General features: G+C 70.6%; 22 protein-coding genes. 16 read left to right on the top strand and 6 right to left on the bottom strand.

The window, feature by feature from the left end:
- Positions 1-467 precede the first annotated feature (467 nt).
- The 3 genes from K329_RS0116810 to K329_RS27470 all read left to right on the top strand — a co-directional run bounded on the left by K329_RS0116810 (position 468) and on the right by K329_RS27470 (position 6671).
- The gene (locus K329_RS0116810) at positions 468-812 is read left to right on the top strand and encodes a histone-like nucleoid-structuring protein Lsr2 (protein WP_028473964.1); all 345 of its coding nucleotides are present in this window, start codon (positions 468-470) and stop codon (positions 810-812) included.
- 305 nt (positions 813-1117) lie between these two features.
- A complete protein-coding gene (locus K329_RS0116805; RefSeq protein ID WP_028473963.1) occupies positions 1118-3700 on the top strand; it encodes an ATP-dependent Clp protease ATP-binding subunit in 2583 nt (860 codons plus the stop codon).
- 505 nt (positions 3701-4205) lie between these two features.
- Positions 4206-6671 carry a metallophosphoesterase family protein gene (locus K329_RS27470; RefSeq protein ID WP_052337025.1) on the top strand — a complete coding sequence of 822 codons (2466 nt, stop codon included), beginning with the start codon at positions 4206-4208 and terminating at the stop codon, positions 6669-6671.
- 70 nt (positions 6672-6741) lie between these two features.
- Here K329_RS27470 and K329_RS0116795 read toward each other — a convergent pair whose 3' ends face one another.
- Positions 6742-7614 carry an HhH-GPD family protein gene (locus tag K329_RS0116795; protein ID WP_028473962.1) on the bottom strand — a complete coding sequence of 291 codons (873 nt, stop codon included), beginning with the start codon at positions 7612-7614 and terminating at the stop codon, positions 6742-6744.
- Between the two features lie 130 nt (positions 7615-7744).
- On the opposite strand from K329_RS0116795, the gene K329_RS0116790 reads away from it, so the two are divergent.
- Together K329_RS0116790 and K329_RS0116785 are read left to right on the top strand one after the other, a co-directional pair.
- Positions 7745-7993: a hypothetical protein gene (locus K329_RS0116790; protein WP_028473961.1), complete on the top strand. Its 249-nt coding sequence runs from the start codon at positions 7745-7747 to the stop codon at positions 7991-7993.
- A 62-nt stretch (positions 7994-8055) separates the two neighbouring features.
- Entirely contained in the window at positions 8056-8802 is a 747-nt protein-coding gene (locus tag K329_RS0116785; RefSeq protein WP_157571802.1) for a hypothetical protein, read from the top strand.
- Positions 8803-8974: 172 nt separating this feature from the next.
- On the opposite strand, the gene K329_RS0116780 is transcribed toward K329_RS0116785, so the two are convergent.
- The 3 genes from K329_RS0116780 to disA form a co-directional block, all read right to left on the bottom strand.
- Complete coding sequence (locus tag K329_RS0116780; protein ID WP_028473959.1) at positions 8975-9502, bottom strand: hypothetical protein; 528 nt, start codon at positions 9500-9502, stop codon at positions 8975-8977.
- 140 nt (positions 9503-9642) lie between these two features.
- Positions 9643-10155 carry a hypothetical protein gene (locus K329_RS0116775; protein WP_028473958.1) on the bottom strand — a complete coding sequence of 171 codons (513 nt, stop codon included), beginning with the start codon at positions 10153-10155 and terminating at the stop codon, positions 9643-9645.
- A gap of 141 nt (positions 10156-10296) precedes the next feature.
- Positions 10297-11355, bottom strand: coding sequence for a DNA integrity scanning diadenylate cyclase DisA (gene disA / locus K329_RS0116770; protein WP_052337282.1), 1059 nt, complete (start codon positions 11353-11355; stop codon positions 10297-10299).
- Between the two features lie 200 nt (positions 11356-11555).
- Here disA and K329_RS29730 point away from each other — a divergent pair, with 200 nt between their 5' ends.
- From K329_RS29730 to K329_RS31965, 5 genes are all read left to right on the top strand, one after another.
- A complete protein-coding gene (locus tag K329_RS29730; RefSeq protein ID WP_084541399.1) occupies positions 11556-12251 on the top strand; it encodes an FHA domain-containing protein in 696 nt (231 codons plus the stop codon).
- Positions 12252-12522: 271 nt separating this feature from the next.
- Entirely contained in the window at positions 12523-13017 is a 495-nt protein-coding gene (locus K329_RS0116760) for a DUF4395 domain-containing protein (protein ID WP_043644091.1), read from the top strand.
- A 53-nt stretch (positions 13018-13070) separates the two neighbouring features.
- Positions 13071-13919, top strand: a complete 849-nt coding sequence (locus K329_RS0116755; protein ID WP_028473955.1) for a sulfurtransferase — start codon at positions 13071-13073, stop codon at positions 13917-13919.
- Position 13920: 1 nt separating this feature from the next.
- The gene (locus K329_RS0116750) at positions 13921-14217 is read left to right on the top strand and encodes a DUF1416 domain-containing protein (protein ID WP_028473954.1); all 297 of its coding nucleotides are present in this window, start codon (positions 13921-13923) and stop codon (positions 14215-14217) included.
- Positions 14218-14463: 246 nt separating this feature from the next.
- Complete coding sequence (locus K329_RS31965) at positions 14464-14592, top strand: hypothetical protein (RefSeq protein WP_281169826.1); 129 nt, start codon at positions 14464-14466, stop codon at positions 14590-14592.
- Between the two features lie 2 nt (positions 14593-14594).
- Here the strand turns inward: K329_RS31965 and K329_RS0116740 are convergent, their stop codons facing one another.
- Positions 14595-16907 carry an acyltransferase family protein gene (locus tag K329_RS0116740; protein ID WP_052337023.1) on the bottom strand — a complete coding sequence of 771 codons (2313 nt, stop codon included), beginning with the start codon at positions 16905-16907 and terminating at the stop codon, positions 14595-14597.
- A gap of 222 nt (positions 16908-17129) precedes the next feature.
- Here K329_RS0116740 and K329_RS0116735 point away from each other — a divergent pair, with 222 nt between their 5' ends.
- From K329_RS0116735 to K329_RS0116705, 6 genes are all read left to right on the top strand, one after another.
- On the top strand, positions 17130-17975 hold the full coding sequence (locus tag K329_RS0116735) for a beta-keto acid cleavage family enzyme (protein WP_028473952.1): 846 nt from the start codon (positions 17130-17132) through the stop codon (positions 17973-17975).
- Positions 17976-18136: 161 nt separating this feature from the next.
- Complete coding sequence (locus K329_RS0116730) at positions 18137-18580, top strand: hypothetical protein (RefSeq protein ID WP_028473951.1); 444 nt, start codon at positions 18137-18139, stop codon at positions 18578-18580.
- A 182-nt stretch (positions 18581-18762) separates the two neighbouring features.
- Positions 18763-19257, top strand: coding sequence for a heme-binding beta-barrel domain-containing protein (locus tag K329_RS0116720; RefSeq protein WP_028473950.1), 495 nt, complete (start codon positions 18763-18765; stop codon positions 19255-19257).
- Complete coding sequence (locus K329_RS27460; RefSeq protein ID WP_052337022.1) at positions 19254-19721, top strand: Fur family transcriptional regulator; 468 nt, start codon at positions 19254-19256, stop codon at positions 19719-19721. The genes K329_RS0116720 and K329_RS27460 overlap by 4 nt, the downstream gene beginning before the upstream one ends.
- The gene (gene ygfZ, locus K329_RS0116710; RefSeq protein ID WP_052337021.1) at positions 19714-20697 is read left to right on the top strand and encodes a CAF17-like 4Fe-4S cluster assembly/insertion protein YgfZ; all 984 of its coding nucleotides are present in this window, start codon (positions 19714-19716) and stop codon (positions 20695-20697) included. The genes K329_RS27460 and ygfZ overlap by 8 nt, the downstream gene beginning before the upstream one ends.
- A gap of 100 nt (positions 20698-20797) precedes the next feature.
- On the top strand, positions 20798-22546 hold the full coding sequence (locus K329_RS0116705) for a DUF4012 domain-containing protein (protein ID WP_084541397.1): 1749 nt from the start codon (positions 20798-20800) through the stop codon (positions 22544-22546).
- Positions 22547-22592: 46 nt separating this feature from the next.
- Here K329_RS0116705 and K329_RS30440 read toward each other — a convergent pair.
- The coding region (locus K329_RS30440; RefSeq protein WP_157571800.1) for a CpsD/CapB family tyrosine-protein kinase at positions 22593-23435 on the bottom strand (843 nt) is incomplete at its 5' end.

Below are 23435 nucleotides of genomic sequence, written 5' to 3'. Positions count from 1 at the left end.
CGCCGAGTTGTCGGGTGTGCGCCGAGTTGTCGGGTGTGCGCCGAGTTGTCGGGTGTGCGCCGAGCTGTCGCGTCTGCGCCGAGCCGGCACTTCTGCAACGTCGATCATTCGCGGTAGGAGATACCCGTCGCACGGGTACGACGTACCGCGAATGCTCGATCACCGGCTGCCCCCGGGCTTTCGCGGTAGGGGATACCCATCGCACGGGTGCGACCTACCGCGAATGGCCCAGCCCTCCCGGCGCCCCGATTCCGGCGAATTCGCGATCATCCGCACTCACCCTTTTGTCGCGCACCGGCTGGGTGTCATGACGATTCACCAGTATCGCCACGCATCGAATTCACCGACGTGAATCATCGCTTTCGTCCTGTCGATTGTGAGGTGGGTATTCGCGCTGCTACTTTTTCTTCCGACGCGTGGACGGGAATGCCGTCCGAGGGGCCGCGAAATGCTCGAAAGGGAATGACATGGCGCAGAAAGTGCACATCGTGCTCGTCGACGACATCGACGGCTCCGAGGCCACCGAGACGATCACGTTCGGCCTCGACGGGGTGACCTACGAGATCGACCTGAACGACGAGCACGGGGCCGCGCTGCGCGAGGCGCTCTCGCCGTACGTCGGGCACGCCCGCAAGGCCGGCGGCCAGCGCCGCGCGCGCCGTACGTCGGGCGGCAGCAGCGCCAGCAGCGCCGCCAGCGACGGGCCCAGCGCCAAGGAGATCCGTGACTGGGCGCGCGAGAACGGCTGGGACGTCCCGGACCGCGGCCGCGTGTCGGCCGAGGTGCGCGAGGCGTACGAGTCCGCGCACTGACGCAGCACTGACGCAGGCCCGACCTGCTCCGAGGGGTCGCGGTGCCTCCGATGGTCGACGACCACGGGGCGCACCGCGGCCCCTCGTGCTTCTCGCCGGTGGCGGTGTCGGTCGCCCGACCGGTACGACGCCGTGGCGGCCGCCGTACGGGTCTGTTCGCTGTCAGCGGACCCATGACCGGTGCTGTGGAGGAACACGTAGGCTGGTCGACGAGTTGATCTCCGGTGTACGAGCGACTTTCCGAGGTCGCCCGGCCCAGCCCGCGATGCCTTCGGCATCGCGACTTGAGAAGGATCGAGGCGCACATGTTCGAGCGGTTCACTGACCGAGCCCGCCGGGTGGTCGTGCTGGCCCAGGAAGAGGCCCGCATGCTCTCCCACAACTACATCGGGACCGAGCACATCCTGCTCGGCCTCATCCACGAGGGTGAGGGTGTCGCGGCCAAGGCTCTGGAGAGCCTCGACATCTCGCTCGAGGCCGTCCGCGCCCAGGTCGAGGAGATCATCGGCCAGGGCCAGCAGGCGCCCAGCGGCCACATCCCCTTCACCCCCCGTGCCAAGAAGGTGCTGGAGCTCTCGCTGCGCGAGGCGCTGCAGCTGGGCCACTCCTACATCGGCACGGAGCACATCCTCCTCGGCCTCATCCGTGAGGGCGAGGGCGTCGCCGCCCAGGTGCTGCAGAAGCTCGGCGCCGACCTCAACCGCGTGCGGCAGCAGGTCATCCAGCTGCTCAGCGGCTTCCAGGGCAAGGAGAGCGCCGGCGCGGCCGCCTCCACCGGTGGCAGCAGCAGCGAGGCCCCGTCGTCGTCCCTGGTGCTCGACCAGTTCGGTCGCAACCTGACGCAGGCGGCGCGCGAGGGGAAGCTCGACCCGGTCATCGGGCGCGAGTCCGAGATCGAGCGGGTCATGCAGATCCTCTCGCGGCGCACGAAGAACAACCCGGTGCTCATCGGCGAGCCGGGCGTCGGCAAGACGACCGTCGTCGAGGGCCTGGCGCAGGACATCGTCAAGGGCAACGTGCCCGAGACGCTGAAGGACAAGCACATCTACACGCTCGACCTCGGCGCGCTCGTGGCCGGCTCGCGCTACCGCGGTGACTTCGAGGAGCGCCTGAAGAAGGTGCTCAAGGAGATCCGCACCCGCGGCGACATCGTGCTGTTCATCGACGAGATCCACACCCTCGTCGGTGCCGGTGCGGCCGAGGGCGCGATCGACGCCGCCAGCATCCTGAAGCCGATGCTGGCCCGGGGCGAGCTGCAGACGATCGGTGCGACCACCCTCGACGAGTACCGCAAGTACCTCGAGAAGGACGCCGCCCTCGAGCGCCGCTTCCAGCCCATCCAGGTCGCCGAGCCCTCGATCGCCAACACGATCCTGATGCTCAAGGGCCTGCGTGACCGCTACGAGGCGCACCACCGCGTCACCATCACCGACGAGGCCCTGGTCTCGGCGGCGACGCTGGCCGACCGCTACATCTCCGACCGCTTCCTCCCCGACAAGGCCATCGACCTCATCGACGAGGCGGGCTCGCGCCTGCGCATCCGTCGCATGACGGCACCGGCCGACCTCAAGGAGTACGACGAGAAGATCGCCGAGGTGCGCGTCCGCAAGGAGGCGGCCATCGACGGCCAGGACTTCGAGGCCGCTGCGTCCCTGCGTGACGAGGAGAAGCAGCTCATCCTCAAGAAGGCCGACCGCGAGAAGCAGTGGCGCTCCGGCGACATGGACGTCGTGGCCGAGGTCGACGAGGAGCTCATCGCCGAGGTGCTCGCCGTCGCGACGGGCATCCCGATCGTGAAGCTCTCGGAGGAGGAGTCCACCCGTCTGCTCAAGATGGAGGACGAGCTCCACAAGCGCGTCATCGGCCAGGACGAGGCCGTCAAGGCGCTCTCGCGGGCGATCCGCCGTACGCGTGCCGGCCTCAAGGACCCGAAGCGTCCCGGTGGCTCGTTCATCTTCGCCGGTCCGTCCGGTGTCGGTAAGACGTGGCTGTCGAAGACGCTCGCCGAGTTCCTCTTCGGTGACGAGGACTCGCTGATCCAGCTCGACATGAGCGAGTTCGGCGAGAAGCACACGGTGTCGCGTCTCTTCGGTTCGCCCCCCGGCTACGTCGGTTACGAAGAGGGTGGCCAGCTGACGGAGAAGGTGCGGCGCAAGCCGTTCTCCGTGGTGCTCTTCGACGAGGTCGAGAAGGCGCACCCGGATATCTTCAACTCGCTGCTGCAGATTCTCGAGGAAGGCCGCCTGACCGATTCCCAGGGTCGGATCGTCGACTTCAAGAACACGGTCATCATCATGACGACCAACCTCGGCACGCGAGACATCGCGAAGGGCGTCAACCTCGGTTTCGCCCAGTCGGGCGACGCGGCCGGTTCCTACGACCGCATGAAGAACAAGGTGTCGGAGGAGCTGAAGCAGCACTTCCGTCCCGAGTTCCTCAACCGTGTCGACGAGATCATCGTGTTCCCGCCGCTCAACGAGAAGCAGATCGTCTCGATGGTCGACAACATGATCGCCTCGGTCGAGCTGCGTCTGAAGGACCGCGACATGTCCCTCGAGCTCACCCAGAACGCGAAGGACCTGCTCGCCAAGCGCGGGTTCGACCCGGTCCTGGGTGCGCGACCGCTGCGCCGCACGATCCAGCGCGAGGTCGAGGACGTCATGGCCGAGAAGATGCTCTTCGGCGAGATCGGTCCCGGTCAGATCGTGCTGGTCGACGTGGAGGGCGAGGGTCCGACCGCGACCTTCACGTTCCACGGCCAGAAGGTCGGCGAGGTCCCGGACCTCCCGCCCTTCGAGGCGGCCGGCATCGAGATGACGAAGGGTGAGGTCATCCCGGAGGACCCGGACGGCCCCGTCGACATCAAGAAGGCCGACGAGACCGAGTGATCAGCTAGCCCCGCACGACCACGGAACGGCCCGCACCGATCGGTGCGGGCCGTTTCTGCGTGCGTGGGGCCTGAGGGTCACACGGAGCGAGGCACCACGACCGGTTGCGGTGTCAGCGACAGGGCGGATGGGGCGCCCACACCGCGACGCGGGCACCACGACCGGTTGCGGTGTCAGCGACAGGGCGGATGGGGCGCCCACACCGCGACCGAGCGCACCCACCCGGTTGCGGTGTCAGCGACAGGGCGGATGGGGCGCTCACACCGCGACCGAGCGCACTCACCCCCCCCGCCCGCACCCCGCACCCCCACATGCGTACCTCCCCCCATGCCCGTGACCCACTCCACGCCCCGCGGACCCTCCCTTGTCACGCTCGTCGGGGACCGGGCTCCCGCCGTTCATCCCACCTCCACCTGCCGACGACAGCGTCAGGGCGCGAGGGCCGTCCCACCGACGCCGGCCCACCGCACCCGCACCGCTCCCGATGCCGTCGAAAGGCACCCTGATGACCCACCCCCGCGCGCGGCGGCGTCTCGTCGCCGTCGCCAGCTGCTTCGCCGTGAGCGGGGCCGCGCTCGCGGTCCTGCCCAGCGTCGCGACCGCCGCGACCACGTCGCCCTCGCTCACCGCCCAGGCGCTCACCGCAGCCGCACCCGCAGCGGCCGCCTCGTCCGACCCCGTCGGTGAGGCCGAGCTCCTGACGGACCCGTTCCTCCAGGCGCCCACGGCCGACGGCGCGTCCGTCGTCTGGTTCACCGAGTTCGCGGGCTCGCGCCACGCGGTGCTCACCGGGGCGGGCGTCGCCGACCTGAGCGCCGAGCAGCTCGCGGCGGCCGCGGCCGGTACGTCGTTCCCGGGCGTCACCCGCTTCACCCCCGAGACCACGCAGCTGTCGCAGGTGGGGGAGGACTACCAGTCCAACATCCCGGCCGACGTGAAGCCCGCGCAGGAGGCCGGCATCGTCGACCGCGACGTGTGGCGTCACGAGGCCGTCGTGTCGGGCCTCGCGCCGGGCACCGAGGCGCCGTACCGCGTCGTCAGCCTCGACGGCGAGGCGCTCGCGGGCTCCGGCACCTTCACCGTGAAGCCCGCGGCCCAGGCCGGCGACGACCTCGACATCCTGCTCACCAGCGACCACCAGGCGATGGTGAACACCCCCGCGAACCTCCAGCAGGCCGCCGCGACGATCGGCGACATCGACGCCGTCTTCCTCGCGGGCGACCTCGTCAACATCCCGGACCGCGCCTCGGAGTGGTTCGACGACACCCGCGGTTCGGGCTTCTTCCCGGTGCTGCAGGGCAACGGCGGCCGGGTCTCGACGGGCGGCGTGGAGTACGTCGGCGGCGAGATCATCCAGAACGCCCCGCTCTACCCGGCCGTGGGCAACCACGAGGTCCAGGGCCGCCGCGCGGGCGCCACGACGCTGGGCGGCTCCTTCAACGCCCCCGTGCCCCGTGAGGTGGCCGAGACGGCGTACGACGCGGTGGCCGCCGACGTGAACCCGTCCGGCGACCCGGCGGTGCGCGAGCAGTGGATCGTCGACAACTCCTTCTCGACCGCGACGTACGAGGAGGTCTTCTCGCTGCCCGACGGCTCGCCCGGCGGCGAGACCTACTACGCGACGACGGTCGGCGACGTGCGCCTGGTGTCGCTCTACTCGACCCGCATCTGGCGCGGCACGACCGCGACGCCGGACCCGGCGGCCCGCACCGGCAGCAGCCGCTACCAGGAGGCGCGCACCACGCTGGAGACGCCGCTGGCCCAGGGGTACGGCGAGCACATCTTCGAGGCGATCGACTCCTCGAGCGACCAGTACGCCTGGCTGCAGGACGAGCTGGCCAGCGACGAGTTCGCGAACGCGCGCTACCAGGTCGTGATGCTGCACGAGGGTCCGCAGGGCCTCGGCGACAACGTGATGCCGCAGTTCGCCGACCCCGAGCGCATCGAGGAGCGCGACGACGCGGGCAACCTCGTCGGCGTGCGCTACGACTACCCGGCCACCGAGAACGAGCTGCTCTACGACCTGCAGCCGCTCCTCGAGGACGCCGGCGTCGACCTGGTGCACAACGGCCACAGCCACCTCTGGAACCGCTTCGTCGCCGACAACGGCGTCACGAACTTCCTCGAGACCTCGAACACCGGCAACTCGTACGGCGCCTACCACCCGCTGAGCGGGCGCTCGCGTCCCGTGCCGCCGGCCCCGTGGAACGCCGAGAACTACTGGGCGCAGGACAACCCGGGCGGCCTCGAGCCGATCGTGCCGAACGTGGCGCCCTACGCGAACGCCGAGGGCACGCCGCTGCCGTTCGTGCAGGACAACAACCTGGCCGTGTTCACGAAGTTCAACACCGGCACGGGGGCGATCACGACGTACTCGTTCGACCTGCGCACCCCCGACGTGGCCCCGAAGGTGATCGACACCTTCACCGTCGGTGACCCTGCGCCAGAGGAGCCGGGCGAGCCGGTCACGGTGACCACGGGGAGCGCGGCGAGCGTCTCCGGCATCGTCTCGGGCACGGGCACCGGCACGGGTACGGCGACGGTCCTGCGCACGTCGTTCCAGAAGGAGGTCACGGCCCGCGCCAAGGGCCGCACCTGGACCGCCTTCGGCACCGGCAACGTCTACGTGACCGCGTCCGATTCGGCCACCCGCCGCGACCAGTGGCGCCGTACGGTCACCGCCGGCGCGTACGCCACCCGCAGCTGCACCCGGCCCACCGAGGCGGAAGCGCGCACCTGCGCCGAGGAGTACGCCGCGTCGTCCGCCGAGCGCATCGCGGCCGCCAACCTGGCGGCGTACGACGCCTCGCTCGACGACCGGGCCGCCACCCTGGCCGCGGCCGACGCGCGCTACCTCGCGCAGCGCCGGGCGAGCACGGTGAGGATCCCGTCGGCGTCGTGGGAGCGGGCGCACGCCCAGGCCGAGGCGCACGGGCTCTACAAGATCCGGATCGCCGCCTACGGGCCCTGACCGGACCGGCTGACCGGACCGGCTGACCGGACCGGCTGATCGGACCGGCTGACCGGCTGACCGGGTCGGGTCAGGGGAGCGCCCAGCTCTCCGGCCCGACCCGGGCCAGCAGGCCGTCGGCGACCAGGCTCGCGAGGCACCGCTCGCGCTGGTCGGCGTCGGCCCACGCGGCGTCGAGGGTGCTCGTGTGCACGGGCCCGTCGGCGTCGCGCACGGCGCCGAGCAGGCGTCCACGGCACTGGCGGTCGGTGCCGGCCCAGGCCTGCGCGCGGCGGGGCGGTCCGTCGTACGCCGGGCGGCCCGCGGCGACCCAGGCGCAGCGGTCCTCGAGCGGGCAGCGCCCGCAGGCCGGGTTGGCCGCGCTGCAGACGAGGGCGCCGAGCTCCATGAGGCCGACGTTCCAGGTGGCGGCGTCGGCCGGCTCGTCGGGCAGGAGCGCCGCCGCGACGTCGCGCTCGGACCGCATCACCGAGCGGGCGGGGAACTCGTCGCCGCCCACCGCGCGGGCGAGCACCCGCCGTACGTTCGTGTCGAGCACCACGTGCCGCCGCCCGTAGGCGAACGACGCGATCGCGGCCGCCGTGTAGTCGCCGATTCCGGGCAGGGCGAGCAGCTCGTCGTACGACGCGGGCACCTCCCCGCCGTGCCGCTCCACGATCGCGGTGGCCGCCGCGTGCAGCCGCAGCGCGCGCCGCGGGTAGCCGAGCCGGCCCCACGCGCGCACGGCCTCCCCGGTCGGTACGGCGGCGAGGTGCGCCGGTGTCGGCCACGCCTCCATCCAGACCGCGTGCACCGGCAGCACGCGCACCACGGGCGTCTGCTGCAGCATGAACTCCGAGACCATCACCGACCACGGCGTCGCCGCGACCCCGCGCCAGGGCAGCTCGCGCGCGTGCTCGTCGTACCAGGCCAGGACGTCCGCGTGCAGCGCGTCGACGTCCACGGCATCGGCCGGGAGCCGCTCGGGGGACGGCTCGGAGGACGGGCTGGCGGGCGGGGTCGGCACGGTCTGGGAGCCTAGCCAGAAGTCCGGAACCCGCCCCACCGGGCCGTCGCGGCGCTACCGTGCGGAGGTGCGCACCACCCACCCCGTCGTCTGGCTCCTCGCCGCCCTCGTCGCGGTCCCGGTGCTCGTCGTCGGCTACGTCTTCTGGGGCTGGATGCTGTTCGGGCTGCTCGTGACGGCGCCGCTGTGGGTGCCGGCCGTGGTGGTCGGCGTCGTGTGGGTACGCCTGGAGCGGGCCCGCCAGCGCGCCGTCGACGCCGCGCTGGACACCCTCGAGCAGCGCCCCGAGCGCGACGAGCTCGACCGGCTCGCCTGAGGCGTCCGCCACGTCGGTGCGCCTGCCCGGCCGGGAGCGTCCGGCTGGCTAGCGTGTCGCCCATGTCTGCCTCCACCCGTCCGCGCCGCCGTCACCCGGCGCGCGTGTACTGGGTCCGGCGGGCGCTGCTCGTCGGCGTCGCCACCCTGCTCGTCGTCCTGGTCGCCCGGCTCCTGGGCGGCGGTGGGGCCGAGGAGACGGCCGACGAGGCCCGGCAGGTGGCCGGCACCCCGAGCGGTACGACGACCGAGGCGCCCCCGACCGACGCTGCGGGGGAGCCGACCGCTCCGGTCGAGACCCCGACCACCCCCGCCGCGCCGACCACGACGCCCCCGGCGCAGCCGTCCGGCCCGTGCGCGCCCGAGGACGTCGTGGTGGAGCCCTTCGTCGGCGAGGCCGTCGGCGGCAGCCCCGTCACCATCGCGCTCGCGCTGACCACGAAGGAGACGCCCGCCTGCACGTGGGAGGTCTCCTCCGAGACCACCGTCGTGAAGGTGACCTCCGGCGACGACGACATCTGGACCACCCAGCACTGCCCCGACGCCATCCCCGTGAGCCGGGTCGTGGTGCGGCAGGCCGAGCCCGTCGCGGTGCAGCTGCAGTGGCCGGCCTGGCGCTCGGGCCCGGACTGCACCCTCATGCAGTGGTCGCTGCCGGGCTCCTACCACGCGGAGGCGGCCGCCCTCGCCGGCGAGCCGACCGACACCCAGTTCGAGCTCGTGGCCCCGGAGCCCGAGGTCATCGAGCGCGCCGTGACGCCGACGCCCGACCCGACGGCCGACCCCGCCGCCCCGGCGACCACGGGCTGAGGCTGTCGGTCGGTACGGCGGACCGTGTGCGGGTTGCGGGTTGCGGGTTGCGGGTTGCGGTGTGGGCGCCCCGTCCGGCCTGTCGCTGACACCGCGACCCCGAGGGGCGGGCCCGAGGGCGCCGGGTCCGTGAATGATCCGACGCATCCGGTACGTCGGAAGCGCCGCGGCCCTACCGGCCGGGGGCGGTCCTGGCCCGGGGTGCGCGGCTCGGCCCGTAGCTGACGACGACCGACGTCAGCCCGGGAGCCGAGAAGGTCAGCGTGAACGGAGCCCCGCTGCCGTCGTCGTCGAAGTAGACGCCCTCGCTGCCGCCCGGACCGAACGACACGGGGGTGCCGGCGGTCAGAGGGCCGCCGCCGACGAAGACGAGGACCTCGTCCTCGACGACCGTGCGCTCCCACCCGTCGGGCTCCGTGCCGTCGGAGTACACGCGTCCCGCGGTCGGGGTCACGGTGAGCGTGAGGGGGCCGGCGCTATCGGCGCTCGGGGTGAGGGTGAAGCCGTTGAACATGACGCCGGAGTAGCCGAGGCCGGGCTCGGAGATCGAGTCTCCGTACCGGGTGCTGCCCGCGGACACGGTGAGCGTCCCGGTCGCGCTGGCGGCGTACGCCGGGGCGGCGGTGGCGACCACGACGACGGGTGCGCTCCACGCGGCGGCCGCGAGCACGCTGCGGCGGGTGGTGGGCTCGATCGGCATGCTGTTCCCCCAACGAAGGCGGCGAGCAGTTCGCCGTACGGGGGTCACAGTAGGGCTGACCAGCCCGTTCGACGTGATCGAGCGTTCAACCACCGTCGGTGGTGGCTCGTCGTGCGCGTACGGCGGGGGCCGCCGCCCGACTACCGCGGGCCGTAGCTGATGCTCTGCGCGTCGAAGCCCGACGCCTGGAAGGAGAGAACCATCGTGCTTCGCTCGCCCTGGTCGTCGAAGTAGACGGCCTCGGAGCTGCTCGGTCCGAACGCGATGGGCTGCCCGGCGGCGATGGCGCCGTCGTACCGGTAGACGAGCGTGGTCTCCTGGAAGACGGGGGAGCCGATCCTGGTCCAGAGCGACGGGGCCGCTGGGGTGTAGTCGTCGTAGATGTCGAAGCCGGACGGCTTCGTGACGGTCAGGGTCAGCGGCCCGGTGCCGGACACGCTCGGCGTGATGGTGAATCCGCGGAAGAGGACGGCGAAGGCGCCGAACTCCGGCTCGATGGGCGTGGGTCCGTACCGCGTGCTCCCCGGGTCGATCGTGAGCGTCCCGGTCGTGCTCGCGGCGAACGCGGGTGCGGCGCTCACGACGACGACGGCGGGCGCGACCCACGCGGCGGACCGGATGACGTTGCGACGGGTGGTCGGCTGCATGCTCACGCTGTTCTCCCCAGTACGGTCCGGCGACGCTTCACCGGGCGGCGTTCAGGGTAAAGGCGTCGGCGGCCGCGCGACCTCGGAATCGTCAAACGCGCGGGGGGTCTCGAGACGCTCGCTCCTCGACCACCGAGGGAGCACCCCTCAGACGTACCGCTCCAGGATGCTCGACTCGGCGAGCCGCGAGAGTCCCTCGCGCACGCTGCGTGCGCGCAGCTCGCCCACGCCGTCGACGGCCTGGAGGTCGTCGACGCCGGCGGAGAGCAGCTTCTGCAGCGTGCCGAAGTGCTCGACGAGGCGGTCGACGACGGCAGCGGGCAGGCGCGGCACCTTGGCGAGCAGGCGGTAGCCGCGCGGGGCGACGGCGCCGTCGAGGTGCTCGCTGGCGCCGAGGCCGAGGGCCTTGGCGACGGAGGCGGGGTCGACGAGCTCGGTGGCGGAGAGCCCCTCGAGACGCTCGAGCAGCTTCTCGGTCGACGGCGCGCGCTTGCCAGCGGGCAGGTAGTCGCGCACGACGAGCTCGCGCTCGGCGTCGACGCCGGTGATGAGCTCCTCGAGCTGCAGCGACAGCAGACGGCCGTCGGTGCCGAGCTCGAGCACGTAGTCGTCGATCTCGCGGGCGATGCGCGTGACCATCTCGAGGCGCTGGGCGACGACGGCGACGTCGCGCACGGTGACGAGGTCCTCGATCTCGAGCGCGGAGAGGGTGGTGGCCACCTCGTCGAGGCGCAGCTTGTAGCGCTCGAGCGTGGCGAGGGCCTGGTTGGCGCGCGAGAGGATCTGGCCGGAGTCCTCGAGCACGTGGCGCGTCGAGTCGACGTACGCGGCGATGATCTGCATCGACTGCGAGACCGAGATGACGGGGAAGCCGGTCTGCTTGGCGACGCGGTCGGCCGTCCGGTGCCGGGTGCCGGTCTCCTCCGACGGGATCGTGTGGTCGGGCATCAGGTGCACGGCGGCCTGGTGGATGCGGGTGACGTTGCTGTCGAGGATGATCGCGCCGTCCATCTTCGCGAGCTCGCGCATGCCGGTCGCGCTGAACGGCACGTCGAGCGTGAACCCGCCGGTCGCGATGGAGTCGACGAGCTCGTTGTGGCCGAGCACGATGAGTGCCCCGGTGCGCCCGCGCAGGATCCGCTCCAGCCCGTCCCGGAGCGCGGTGCCCGGCGCGATGGAGGCGAGCGTCTCCCGGACGCGCAGCATGTCGTCGCCACGTTCGATGCCTGCCACGGTGCTCCTGAATCTCCTGGCCGACTGGTGCGTCGTGCCGCGGCAAGTGTAGGAGATCCGACGCCCTCGGCCGCTTCCTTCTTTGGTAGGTCGTTTCGCTCCTCCGCCCCTACTCCGGGCGTGGGTCGCGTGGGTCGAGGTTGGGCGAAGTTCTCGACGGGACGCGGGCTCACGTGGCTTACTCGTCCCAGGCGTTCCTGCCGGCGATCCGCACGCCGGGCCGGGGTGCAGGAGGAGGGGTCGTGAACGAGGTGCTCGTCGTCGTGGTGGTCGCGGTGCTGGGCGCGGTGGCCGGCGCCTCGCTCGCCTACGCCTGGTCCCAGCGCCCGTCCGTCTCCCGCTCGAGCGCACGTCCCTTCCCGAGACCGGCCGCCAACGCGTACGGCGCCCCGCTGCCGCCGCTGGTCGCACCGGCTCGCTCGGCGGCGCCCGCCCGCTCGCGACCGCCCGCCCCTCGCCGCGCCACCCTGCTCCGCGGCGCCGACGAGATCACGGTGGTGACGGTCTCGGGCCTCACCGCCACGGTGCGCTCCGGCACGATCGTCGGCCGCTCGTCGGGCTGCGGCGTCCACCTCCCCAGCGCGGAGGTCTCGCGCCGGCACGCGATCCTCTACAACGCCGGCGGCACCTGGTTCGTGGGCGACCTCGGGAGCACGAACGGCACCGTCGTCGACGGCGTCCGCGTGCGGGGGGCCGCGCCGCTGCGTGACGGTGCGCTGGTCTGGCTGGGTGGCCGTCGCGGGGTGGGTCTCGTCGTACGACGCCCCGGCCCCACCGTCGAGCCGCCCACCGTCGAGCCGCACGGCGCCGAGGCGGCCTCCGACGACTCGGCGACCGGCACGAAGGTCCTCGAGACCTCCCGCGGCTGACCTGTCGATCGCGGGTCACGTCCACCCATCGGACACCCGTCTCACGATCCGGTCGACGGGTTCGGTTCGCCCCGAACCCCGGCCTACATTGGCTCTCGTGTTCACGACCATGCTGACGAAGCGACGCGCAGTCGACCACTGCCGCGTCCGTTCCGCGCTCTGTCGTCCCTCCTGACCGACGCCCGAGGTCTGTCGTCGTGCGCGCCCAGCGCACGCCGACCCTCCGCGTCATCGTGAGCCCTCGCCCACCCCCGTCCGTCAGGTCGTCACCATGTCCCAGCCCGCCCACGCCACCGCGTCGCCGTCGGCTCCCGACGCGTCCGCGCGCACGCTGATCGATCCCCGTGGCCCGCAGGTCGCCGCCGCGATCACCTCGGTGGTCCTGGCTGCCGTGCTGCTGCTCGGTGACAGCGTCGTCGGCACGGTCCTCCTGGCCGCGCAGGTCGTCGTCTTCGGCCTGGGGGCGGCGCTCGGGGTGCAGCACACGCCGTACTCCCTGCTCTTCCGCACCCTCGTGCGTCCCCGCCTCTCGCCGCCCGCTGAGCTGGAGGACGCGGCCCCGCCGCGCTTCGCCCAGACCGTCGGGCTCGCCTTCACGGTGGTTGCGCTCGTGGCGTACGTCGCGGGGGCCACGCTCGTGGGCCAGGTCGCCGTCGGCTTCGCCCTCGCCGCGGCCCTGCTCAACGCGGTGTTCGCGTTCTGCCTCGGCTGCGAGGTCTACCTCCTCGCGAAGCGGGCGACCTCGCGCCGTACGGCGACCGCCTGACCCACCCAGATCATCCACAGACTTCCCAGTTGCATCCGACGATAGGAATCAGCATGAGCCGCGAGAACTCGCTCGTCTCCGCCCAGTGGGTGGAGGACAACCTCGACAACGACACCATCGTGGTCGTCGAGGTCGACGAGGACACGTCCGCCTACGACAAGGGCCACATCCGTGGCGCCGTGAAGCTCGACTGGACCACCGAGCTGCAGGACCAGGTGCGTCGCGACTTCGTCAACAAGGCGCAGTTCGAGGAGCTCCTCTCCTCCAAGGGCATCGGCAACGACCACACGGTCGTGCTGTACGGCGGCAACAACAACTGGTTCGCCGCCTACGCGTTCTGGTACTTCAAGCTCTACGGCCACAGCGACGTCAAGCTGCTCGACGGCGGCCGCAAGAAGTGGGAGCTCGACTCCCGCGAGCTGACCGACGAGGTGCCGAGCCGCGCCACGACGACGTACGCGGCGCAGGAGCAGGACCACTCGATCCGCGCGTTCCGCGACGAGGCCGTCGCCGCCATCGGCGTGAAGAACCTGGTCGACGTGCGCAGCCCCGACGAGTACGCCGGTCGCCTCCTCGCCCCGGCCCACCTGCCGCAGGAGCAGGCGCAGCGCGCCGGCCACGTGCCCACGTCGATCAACGTGCCGTGGAGCAAGAACGTCAACGACGACGGCACCTTCAAGTCCGACGAGGACCTCAAGGCGCTCTACGCCGACGCCGGCATCGACGACTCCAAGGAGACCATCGCGCTGTGCCGCATCGGTGAGCGCTCGTCGCTGACCTGGTTCGTGCTGAAGGTGCTGCTGGGCCACGAGAGCGTCAAGAACTACGACGGCTCGTGGACCGAGTACGGCTCCCTCGTGGGCGTCCCCGTGGCCCTCGGCGACGAGCCGGGTGAGGCCTGAGATGTGTGGAGCAACCGCAGGCGGTCTCTCCCTCGACGGCGTGAACGTCGCGAAGGAGGCCGTCATCCAGGGTCAGGTGACGCGCGAGGGTGAGCCGGTCGGCAACGCCTACGTGCGCCTGCTCGACCGCACGGGCGAGTTCACGGCCGAGGTCCCGACCTCCGCCACCGGCCACTTCCGGTTCTTCGCGAACGACGGCGAGTGGACGCTGCGCACGCTCGCGCCGAAGGCCGAGCCGACGGACCGCAAGGTCGTCGCTCAGACGGGCTCCGTGGCCGAGGTCACGATCACGCTCTGACCTGGTCTTCCCGCTGTACGACGAGGGGCGCCATCCCGCGAGGGGTGGCGCCCCTCGCTGCTTCTTCAATGGGAGATGTGCGTCGTTTAACCAGGCCTTGCGGGTCCTTTGAGAGTGAGTTGCAGGTCACGGTCAAGTCCGTCGTATTGGCTGTCGCCGCTCTGTCATGACACGTCAGAGTGGTCTGCGCGCCCCAGCAATCTCAGCTGTTCGAGCGCCTTCGCCCCCCAACGAAGGAAGTCCCCCATGGCCCGCTCTCGTTCCCACCCCGTCGAGCAGCGCCGTCGCGCGAAGACGGCCCAGTTTCTCGGTCTCGCGGTCCTCGCGATCGCGACCCTCGTGCTCGTCTACCTCGCGATGTCGTCCAACGGCTGACGTCAGCCCGCCAGCGCGGGCACGGCACGCATCAGCACCTCCCGGACCACCGGCCCGAGCCGCGTGGCCATGGCGTCGGTGAGGTGGGCGCCGTCCGCGGTCACGGGCGTCCCGCCCACGAAGGCCGGGCACCCCGTGCCCTCGACGCAGAACCAGTCGCGCACGTCGACGTACACCCCGCCCTCCGTGGCCTGCGAGGCCCACCGCATTCCGTCGGCCCAGGGCTGGGTGACGGCGGGGTCGCTGATGCAGTCGGCGGGTACGGCGACCGCGGTGCGGCAGGTGGCGACCGACCGGGTCGCGGGTGGTGGGGGCAGGTAGACGGTGGCCGGGCTGACGCCCGAGAGGTCGCGGGTGCTGCGCACGGCCCCCGCCTGCAGCTGGGCCATCGCGTCGCGTTCGTCGGCGGCGCCGACCACCTGGCGGGGGTCCCCGGCGGACGACACCACGAGCACGTCTGGTGCGCGCGCGGCGAGGTCGGCGAGCGCGTCGGCGCGGAACGCGGCGCACTCCGGGAAGGGGCCGCCGTTCGTCTCCCGCACCTCGACGTCCGCGAAGGTGCACTGGCGGGCGGTGAAGACCTCGATGCGCCACGAGTCGCCGAAGGCCGCCTCGAGGGCGGGCACCCACGAGACGCCCATGGAGTCGCCGTAGACGGCCATGGTGCGGTCGGCGGTCTCGTCGCCGTACACGCAGGTGTGGGCGTTCTCGATCGGGTCCGGCAGCGCGTTGCCCTCGTAGCCGAGGCAGTCGTCCTGCACCCACGCGGCGGAGAGATCGGAGCGTCCGAGGGTGTCGATGCTCGGCTCGAGGGCCGGCCACGTCGTCGCGAGCAGGGCCTCCGCGACCTCCTGACGCTGCTCGGCGAGGGCACCGTCGTCGGCGGGCTCGACGGCGAGCGTCTCGAGGTCGTTCGAGGCGGGGGCCTCGGTCCGGGGGGTCGCGGCGATGGCCGAGCCGACCACCAGGACGGTCACGGCGACGCTGGTGCCGGCCAGGAGCCCCCGGCGCACGGCGGGGGAGCGGCCGCCGGCGCGGGCCACGACGGTCCGGTGCGCGTGCGGACGCGGCTCGAGCCAACGGGAGTGATGGATCGCGTTCTCGAAGCAGTGGTAGGCCGTGATCGACGCGATCGCCGTGACCACGACCGCGGTGCCGAGGTGCAGGAACGAGCCGGTCGGCAGGAGGCCGGCGAGCAGCACGATGGCGGGAAAGTGCCAGAGGTAGAGCGAGTAGGAGATGTCGCCGACGTAGGTCATGGCGCGGTTGGTGAGGGGCCAGAGGTACGGCGCGGGGCCGGCGGTGCCGCCGGCGATCACCAGCGCGCTGCCGACGGCGGGGAGGATCGCGCCGGGCACCGGGAATCCCTGGTCGGCGCCGATCGCGTAGGCACCCGACACGATCAGGAGGAGGCCGGTCCAGGTGACGACGGCGCCCAGCATCGGTCGGATGCGGAGCAGCAGCGGCGTGCAGATCGCGAGCAGGGCGCCGAGGCCGAGCTCCCAGGCGCGCGAGAGGGTGGAGAAGTAGGCCCAGGCGGGCCGCTCGCCGGTCTCGTGGAAGCCCCATGCGACCGACGCGAGGATGACCACGCCGATCGCGACGCCCACCCCCACCCGACCGCGGCTGCGCCACCCTGCGCGGCCCATCAGCGTCAGCACGACGAGCATGACGACGGGCCACACGAGGTAGAACTGCTCCTCCACCGCGAGTGACCAGTAGTGCTGGAGCGGTGAGGCGCCGGCGGTGGCGGCGAAGTAGTCGGTGTCGGCGACCGCGAAGCGGTAGTTACCGGCGAAGAAGAACGCCCAGACCCCGTCGAGCGTGATCGCCGACGCGCGGGCGGCCGGGTAGACGAGCCACGAGAGGGCGGCGGTCACCACGAGCACGAGGGTCGCGGCCGGCACGATCCGCCGGATGCGCCGGCGGTAGAAGCCGGCGAACGAGATACGGCCGGTGTGCTGGTGCTCGCGCAGGAGGATCCCGGTGATCAGGAACCCGGAGATCACGAAGAAGACGTCGACGCCGACGAACCCGCCGCGTGGCCAGCCGGTGAGGTGCTCGGCCACCACGAGCAGCACGGCGACGGCGCGGAGGCCCTGGATGTCGGCCCGGGTCTTCGGTCGCAGCGCGCGACGGGGACTGGAGCGTCGCCGCGACGCCCGCCGCTCGGCGCCGGTGGCCTCGGACGTGCGGTCGGGGCGCTCCGCCACCCGGCGGCCGCGGGGGTGCTCGGCGATCCGACGGCCCGGAGCCGCGTCACGGGACCTGGCGATCTCGCGGTTGACCTCGAGCGCCCGTTCTCGTGCGCTCACGGGCCGACCGGGATCGCGCCCCGCCACCCGGCGTCCGGCGACGCGGCCACCATCCGTCGGACGACGTGGGGTGGCGGGCACAGGACTACTCCGAGATGGGGCGGTGGGGGCGGGGGACATCTTAGGTCCGGTAGACGGGCTGCTCCCACACGTGCGCCAGAGGCGGAAGAAGTGCGGCGCGAGGGTTCTCGTGCCGGACGATCCTCTGTCAGCATGCTCGACATGGAGAAGGCCTCTATCAACCCCCTGCTGATCACCGTCGCTCCGACGGGCGCGGAGACGGCGAAAGCCGACTTCCCCGCGCTGCCGACCACGATCGCTGAGCTCGTCGCGACCGCGCAGGAGTGCGAGGCGGCGGGGGCGGCGATGATCCACGTGCACATCCGCGACGACGTCCACGCTCCGACGCTCGAGCTGGCCCGGCTCCAGGAGACCGTCGCGGCGCTGCGTGAGGGGAGTGGTCTCGTCATCCAGCTCTCGACGGGCGGGTCGGTGCACGACCCGTTCGATGCTCGACTCCGCGTGCTGGAGGCGGCGCCCGACTCCTGCTCCCTCACCATGGGCACGACGAACTTCGGTGACGACGTCTTCCTCAACCCGTGGCCGTTCGTCTGCGACCTCTACCAAGCGGCGCAGGGTCTCGGGATCGCTCCGGAGTTCGAGCTCTTCGACCTCGGTCACGTCCACGCGCTCGGCCGGCTGCTGCGCCGCTACGGGCTCCCCGTCGGCGGCAAGGTGCACTGCGACCTCGTCATGGGCGTCCCGGGTGGGATGCCGGGGACGGCGGACGCTCTCGTCGCGGCGGTGGCCGCACTGCCGCCCGAGGTCACCTCGTGGGGCGCCACGGGCATCGGGCGCGCGTCGCTGCCCGTCGCGTTGGCGTCGCTGTCGAAGGGCGGCCACCTCCGGGTGGGCATGGAGGACACCTTGACCTACGCGCCCGGCCAGCCGGTGGAATCCAACCGGACCCTGGTGGAGCGGGTGGTCACCCTGGGTGGTCTAGCCCAGCGGGATGTGATGTCGCGCGCAGGGGCCCGTGCGCTGCTGGGCCTGGATTCCGCGTGCTGAGAGGCTCCTGAGGGCCGGTCATCGGTTACAGCGGCGTGAATATCTCGGCGTTCGCTGAGGATTTGCCTTTGTTGGCGCAAGGACGCGGGTTTCTGCCCTAGTCTTCTCTGCAGGTGGATGAGGGGTTCGTCCGCCAGACATGATCAACGTCAGGGGTTCTCATGAAGAAGCTTCTCGTCGCGGTCATCTCGGCGGTCGTCATGGCTGCTGGGTTGGTCGCTGGAGCCGGCGCCTCGCCGGTCGCTGCCGCCGAAGGCGGTTACCCGGGGCAGTACGCCGTGGGCTCGAGCATCAAGGTCGACGCGCCGTGGCGCTTCGGTCGCGTTGGCACTGGCCAGGGCATCGCCGTGTTCTTTCAGGGCAGCAACAACGGCATCGGCACGGAGGTGACGGGCACCACCTACGTGACGCTGCGTCTCGCGGGCCAGGGCCAGTTCACTGCCACGGCCTACAGCTACGGCGGCTCCGTGACCCGCGTCGTCACGCCGGTCATCCCCCGCAAGGGCAGCTACCAGGTCTCGATCACGTTTGTGCCTTCGGACACGACGTACCGCTCCACGACGCGTTCGTACTGGATCTGGGCCACGCCCTCCGGCCGTCCGTGATCGCCTAGCACGACTTCTCCGAGGCCCCCACCGCACTGCGGTGGGGGCCTCGGCTCATTTCGGCCTAGACTCGATCGCATGGATGCCGTCCTCACCGCCGTTCTCGTCGCCGCGCCGTTGGCGCTGGCTGCCGTGGCCCTCCGTGCCGCCGTCCGCGTGCTGCGCACCCCGCGGGTCGGCTGATGCCGTTCGAGCTGCCGGAGAACCTCCACCCCGACTGCGGGCCCATCGCCTGGATGCTCGGCACGTGGCGGGGCAACGGGCACGGTGACTACCCGGGCATCGAGCCGTACCAGTTCGGCCAGGAGCTGATCTTCACCCACGACGGGCGACCGTTCTTCCACTACATGGCGCGCTCCTGGGTGGTCGACGAGGCGGGCGAGAAGGTGCGGGAGGACGCGATCGAGACCGGGTTCCTCCGCGGCAAGCCCGGCGGCGAGGTCGAGCTGCTCCTCGCCCACGAGAGCGGCGTCATCGAGATCTGGCTCGGCAACGCAGGCGAGGGCAAGGTCGAGATCGTCACCGACGCCATCGGTCGGGTCGAGGGAGCCGCCGAGATCACCGGCGGCAAGCGGCTCTACGGCAACGTCGAGGGCGACCTGCTCTACGCGAACGACATCGCGGCGGGCGGCGAGCCGCTCCAGCCCCGCACGTGGGCTCGACTGCAGCGCGCATGACCGACGACTGGCGCGCTCGCCTGCGATCCCAGGGATACCGGCTCACGCCACAGCGCGAGCTCATCCTCCAGGCGGTCACGACGCTGCGCCACGCCACGCCCGACGAGGTCCACGTCGAGGTGCGCCGGCACTCCACGGCGGTCAACCTCTCAACGGTCTACCGCACGCTCGAGGTGCTCGAGCAGCTCGGGCTCGTGCGACACGCCCATCTGACCGATCGGGCGCCGACCTACCACGCCATCGACGACGACCACACGCACTTCCACCTCGTCTGTCGGAATTGCGGCCTGGTCACGTCGGTTGAAGAGAGCGTGGCGGCGGACTTCGTCGCCCTGCTCGACCAGCACCACGGCTTCGTGACCGACGTGGGTCACCTGGCGGTGTTCGGCACGTGCCGCACGTGCCCGGAGACCGTCGTCGCCCACGATCACGGGCCGCACGCGACAGAGGAGACCGATGACTGACGAGACGCTCGCACCGACCGCGCCCACCAGCCCCCTGGTGGCCCTGCCCGGCGGCGTTCCCGGTGAAGGCATCGACGCGCCGGTGGCGGCGCACTACGGGTCGTTCAACACCGAGCAGCGAACACTGGAGAGCGGCGAGGGATTCGTCGACCTCTCCCACCACGACGTGCTGCGCATCAGCGGCAAGGACCGCCTGACGCTCCTCCACAACCTCACCACCCAGCACCTCACGGACCTGCAGCCGAAGCAGTGGACCGGGATGCTCCTCCTCAGTCCCAACGGCCACGTCGAGCACGCCTTCTACGGGTACGACGACGGCGAGGCCCTGCTCGTCCAGACCGAGCCCGGCCAAGGCGCTGCACTCGCCGACTTCCTCGTGAAGATGCGCTTCTGGTCCGAGGTCGAGGTCGAGGTCGTCACGTCCAGCCTGGCTCTCACCTGGCGGCCGTCGTCTGCGACCGGTGAGCCCTACTCCGGCTACGAGTTCGTCCCGCGTGACCAGCTGCTCTCGTACGCCGAGGCTGCCGGCCCCGCCTGTGGTCTGTGGGCCTTCGAGGCGCTCCGCATCGCCCGCGGTGAGCCGCGTCTGGGACTGGACACCGACCACCGCACGATCCCGAACGAGGCGGGTTGGATCGGCCCGGCCGTGCACCTCGACAAGGGCTGCTACCGCGGTCAGGAGACAGTGGCCCGCGTCCACACCCTCGGTCGGCCGCCGCGTCGGCTGACGCTCCTCCACCTGGACGGCTCCGAGAACCTGCTCCCGGCGCATGGCGCCGAGCTGCGGAACGGCGAGAAGGTCGTGGGCTTCGTGGGCACGTCCGCCCGGCACCACGAGTTGGGCCCCATCGCCCTGGCCATGGTGAAGCGCAACGTGTCGCTCGACATCGAGCTCGACGCGGGCGGGCTGCCTGCCACCCAGGAGGTCCTGGTGGACCCCGAGGTTGGACTTCACGTTCGCCCCAAGCTCCGCTGAACCCTCGGTGGATGAGGACGTTGCGCAGCAACGGTCTCGAATCCCTCACAGGCTTCTCCGAGCGTCAGTAGCCAGGTCACTTCCTCGGTAGGGTCGAGGCATGCGTGCTCTCCGCGGCTGGAAGCTTCCTGTGCTGCTCATCGTGCTTCTGGTTGTCGTCTTCGGTGTGTACGCGGCATGGCAGGTCTGGAAGGTCAGCACCGACCTCAACGCGGCGTCTGAGGACGCCAGGGTGCTGCAAGAGGCGGTGACCTCCGGCGATGACTCGGCCGCCGCAGCAGCGTTGACGCGAATGCAAGAGAGTGCGAGGTCGGCAGCCGCGCGCACCGATGGCCCCGTCTGGTCCGTGCTGACGTGGGCTCCCGTCGTCGGTGACGACCTCGACGGTGTGCGAACCGTCTCGGGTGTGCTCGATGACCTCGCGCGTGATGGTGCTGAGCCGCTTCTGGAAGTGTCGCGTGACATCAGCGGTCTGAGCCCTCGGGATGGTGCCGTGGACCTGGCACTTGTGGAGAGCATGCGTGAGCCGGTGGCCCGCGGCAAGGCTGCTTTCGAGGATGCGCAGAAGAAGCTGAGCGAGCACGATCCCGCCGGCTTCACGGGTCGGCTTCAGGGCCCGTATCGAGACGCGGTGAGCCAGGTCGACCGGGCATCGCGTGCGCTTGGTACGGCGGACACTGCGCTGGAGATCATGCCGACGATGCTCGGTGCCGAGGGGTCGCGCAACTATCTGCTGGTGTTCCAGAACAACGCTGAGATTCGAGCCGGCGGCGGACTGCCGGGTGCTGTCTCGCTCGTCGAAGCCAACGCCGGAAGGGTGAGCTTGACTAGGCAGGTGGCTGCCAGCTCGTTTGGACGCACCGACGAGCCGGTGCTTCCGCTGACGGACGCCGAGGACGAGATCTGGAACCGCCAACTGGGCACCTTCTTCCTGGACGCAAACTTCACCCCTGACTTCCCGCGCACCGCCGAGTTATGGCAGGCGCGATGGGAGCAGGAGTACGAGACCGTCGACGGGGTTCTCACCGTGGACCCAGTGACCCTTTCCTACCTTCTTGGTGCGACTGGTCCCATCGAGGTGCCCGGAGGGCCCGCCCTGACAAGCGAGAATGCCGTCGACGAACTCCTCCACCAGGTCTATCTCCGTTACGAGGATCCGGCCGACCAGGATGCCTACTTCACGGCGGTCGCGGCGGCAGTATTCGATCGGTTCCTCGCGGGGTCGGAGGATCCGCGAACCATGATCGAGGCGCTCGCCCGCGGGACCGATGAGGGCCGTGTCAAGGTGCACTCGTTCGACGACGCTGAGCAGGCGGCTTTGGCGGGTTCGCGGATTGCTGGAGAGTTGGTCTTCAGCCCCACGGCGGACCCGCAGGTTGGCGCTTATCTCAACGACGTCACGGGCGCCAAGATGTCTTACTTTCTTCGTCATGATGTCCAAGTCACGGCCAATAGTTGCGTCGATGGTGTGCAGCGATTGACCGGTCGTGCGTACCTGCTTTCGGACGCTCCGGAAAACGCGGCCTCGTTACCTGACTACGTAACGGGCGCGGAGATCTTCGGCATCAGCGCTGGTAGTCAGCGTGTCGCCATGCAGATAATCGGGCCCGTAGGAGGCGCGATCTCTGACGTCCAGTTCAATGGAGCTGAGATTGTGACCCCACCCGCGGTGGATCTTGAGGGCCGCCCTGTTGTCACGGTGCTGATGGATCTCGAGCCAAAGTTCACGGCTGACGTCGAATGGCACATGACGACTGGGTCAAATCAGACGGGGAATGTCTCGGTCGAGACGACGGCCGGCATCGAGCCGGAGAAGAAAGACCGGACCGTTCCTTCAGCCTGTTCGTAATCGGGCTCGGATCCACTGTGACCGAGCTGCATGTCTTCCTGCTAGTTCACGGCTTGGAGGCGCGACGTCCGCGCCGCGTGTTCTCACTCCTGCGTGTCGGTACCGCCGTCGCGGGTGCCTGCGGAGCGTAGCCGTAGCCGTAACCGTAGCCATAACCGTCTCCGTAGCCCGCGCCGCGCTTCGTTGGCACCATGTTCATCACGACGCCGACGAGGTCCCCGCCGACCTGCTGGAGGCGATCTACTGCCCCGGTGAGCTGGTCGCGCGTCGTCTTCCCATGGCGCACGATCAGGAGTGCGCCGTCTGACTGAGCAGTGATTAGTGCGGCGTCAGTCACTGGTAGCAACGGGGGAGCGTCGATGATGACGATGTCGTATGCGGATCGCGCTTCAGATAGTAGGTCCGCCATGGCGCGAGATTGCAGAAGTTCTGCCGGATTGGGCGGCACGGCTCCGGCGCCAAGTACGTGAAGGTCACTTTCGGAATGCTTCTGGATAGCATCTGGGAAGCTGACCTTGCCAACCAGAACGGTAGTTACTCCGACGGCGGCGTCAATGTTAAGCGCCTCCAGAGCCTTCGGGCGCCTGAGGTCCCCCTCAATGAGAAGGACACGCTGGCCTGCTTGCGCAAGCGTGATAGCAAGGTTGACCGAGGTCGTTGTCTTACCCTCGGACGGCAATGCCGAGGTGACGACGAATATTTTGCTTTCAGCGTCGACGTCGACGAACTGGAGGTTGGTCCGAAGGACGCGGAAGGCCTCGGCTCGAGGGGCGTGCGACGGAAGAGACGTAACGAGGGGTTCGGTCTTGGTTGCACCATCGAACGCGATAGCTCCGAGTAGTGGCGCGGAGGCGACACTTGTCACTTCCTCGGCGTTCTTGATCGTGTT

This window comes from Nocardioides alkalitolerans DSM 16699 (assembly GCF_000426525.1).
Taxonomy (GTDB): Bacteria; Actinomycetota; Actinomycetes; order Propionibacteriales; family Nocardioidaceae; genus Nocardioides; species Nocardioides alkalitolerans.
This window is presented reverse-complemented; position numbering and strand designations above follow the sequence as displayed.

What these genes read in the sequence shown, in the direction of transcription:
- K329_RS0116810 (WP_028473964.1), top strand. Translation starts at nt 468, where the DNA reads ATGGCGCAGAAAGTGCACATCGTGCTCGTCGACGACATCGACGGCTCC.
- K329_RS0116805 (WP_028473963.1), top strand. Translation starts at nt 1,118, where the DNA reads ATGTTCGAGCGGTTCACTGACCGAGCCCGCCGGGTGGTCGTGCTGGCC.
- K329_RS27470 (WP_052337025.1), top strand. Translation starts at nt 4,206, where the DNA reads ATGACCCACCCCCGCGCGCGGCGGCGTCTCGTCGCCGTCGCCAGCTGC.
- K329_RS0116785 (WP_157571802.1), top strand. Translation starts at nt 8,056, where the DNA reads ATGTCTGCCTCCACCCGTCCGCGCCGCCGTCACCCGGCGCGCGTGTAC.
- K329_RS0116780 (WP_028473959.1), bottom strand. Translation starts at nt 9,502, where the DNA reads ATGCCGATCGAGCCCACCACCCGCCGCAGCGTGCTCGCGGCCGCCGCG.
- disA (WP_052337282.1), bottom strand. Translation starts at nt 11,355, where the DNA reads ATGCTGCGCGTCCGGGAGACGCTCGCCTCCATCGCGCCGGGCACCGCG.
- K329_RS0116760 (WP_043644091.1), top strand. Translation starts at nt 12,523, where the DNA reads ATGTCCCAGCCCGCCCACGCCACCGCGTCGCCGTCGGCTCCCGACGCG.
- K329_RS0116755 (WP_028473955.1), top strand. Translation starts at nt 13,071, where the DNA reads ATGAGCCGCGAGAACTCGCTCGTCTCCGCCCAGTGGGTGGAGGACAAC.
- K329_RS0116750 (WP_028473954.1), top strand. Translation starts at nt 13,921, where the DNA reads ATGTGTGGAGCAACCGCAGGCGGTCTCTCCCTCGACGGCGTGAACGTC.
- K329_RS31965 (WP_281169826.1), top strand. Translation starts at nt 14,464, where the DNA reads ATGGCCCGCTCTCGTTCCCACCCCGTCGAGCAGCGCCGTCGCGCGAAG.
- K329_RS0116735 (WP_028473952.1), top strand. Translation starts at nt 17,130, where the DNA reads ATGGAGAAGGCCTCTATCAACCCCCTGCTGATCACCGTCGCTCCGACG.
- K329_RS0116730 (WP_028473951.1), top strand. Translation starts at nt 18,137, where the DNA reads ATGAAGAAGCTTCTCGTCGCGGTCATCTCGGCGGTCGTCATGGCTGCT.
- K329_RS0116720 (WP_028473950.1), top strand. Translation starts at nt 18,763, where the DNA reads ATGCCGTTCGAGCTGCCGGAGAACCTCCACCCCGACTGCGGGCCCATC.
- K329_RS27460 (WP_052337022.1), top strand. Translation starts at nt 19,254, where the DNA reads ATGACCGACGACTGGCGCGCTCGCCTGCGATCCCAGGGATACCGGCTC.
- ygfZ (WP_052337021.1), top strand. Translation starts at nt 19,714, where the DNA reads ATGACTGACGAGACGCTCGCACCGACCGCGCCCACCAGCCCCCTGGTG.
- K329_RS0116705 (WP_084541397.1), top strand. Translation starts at nt 20,798, where the DNA reads ATGCGTGCTCTCCGCGGCTGGAAGCTTCCTGTGCTGCTCATCGTGCTT.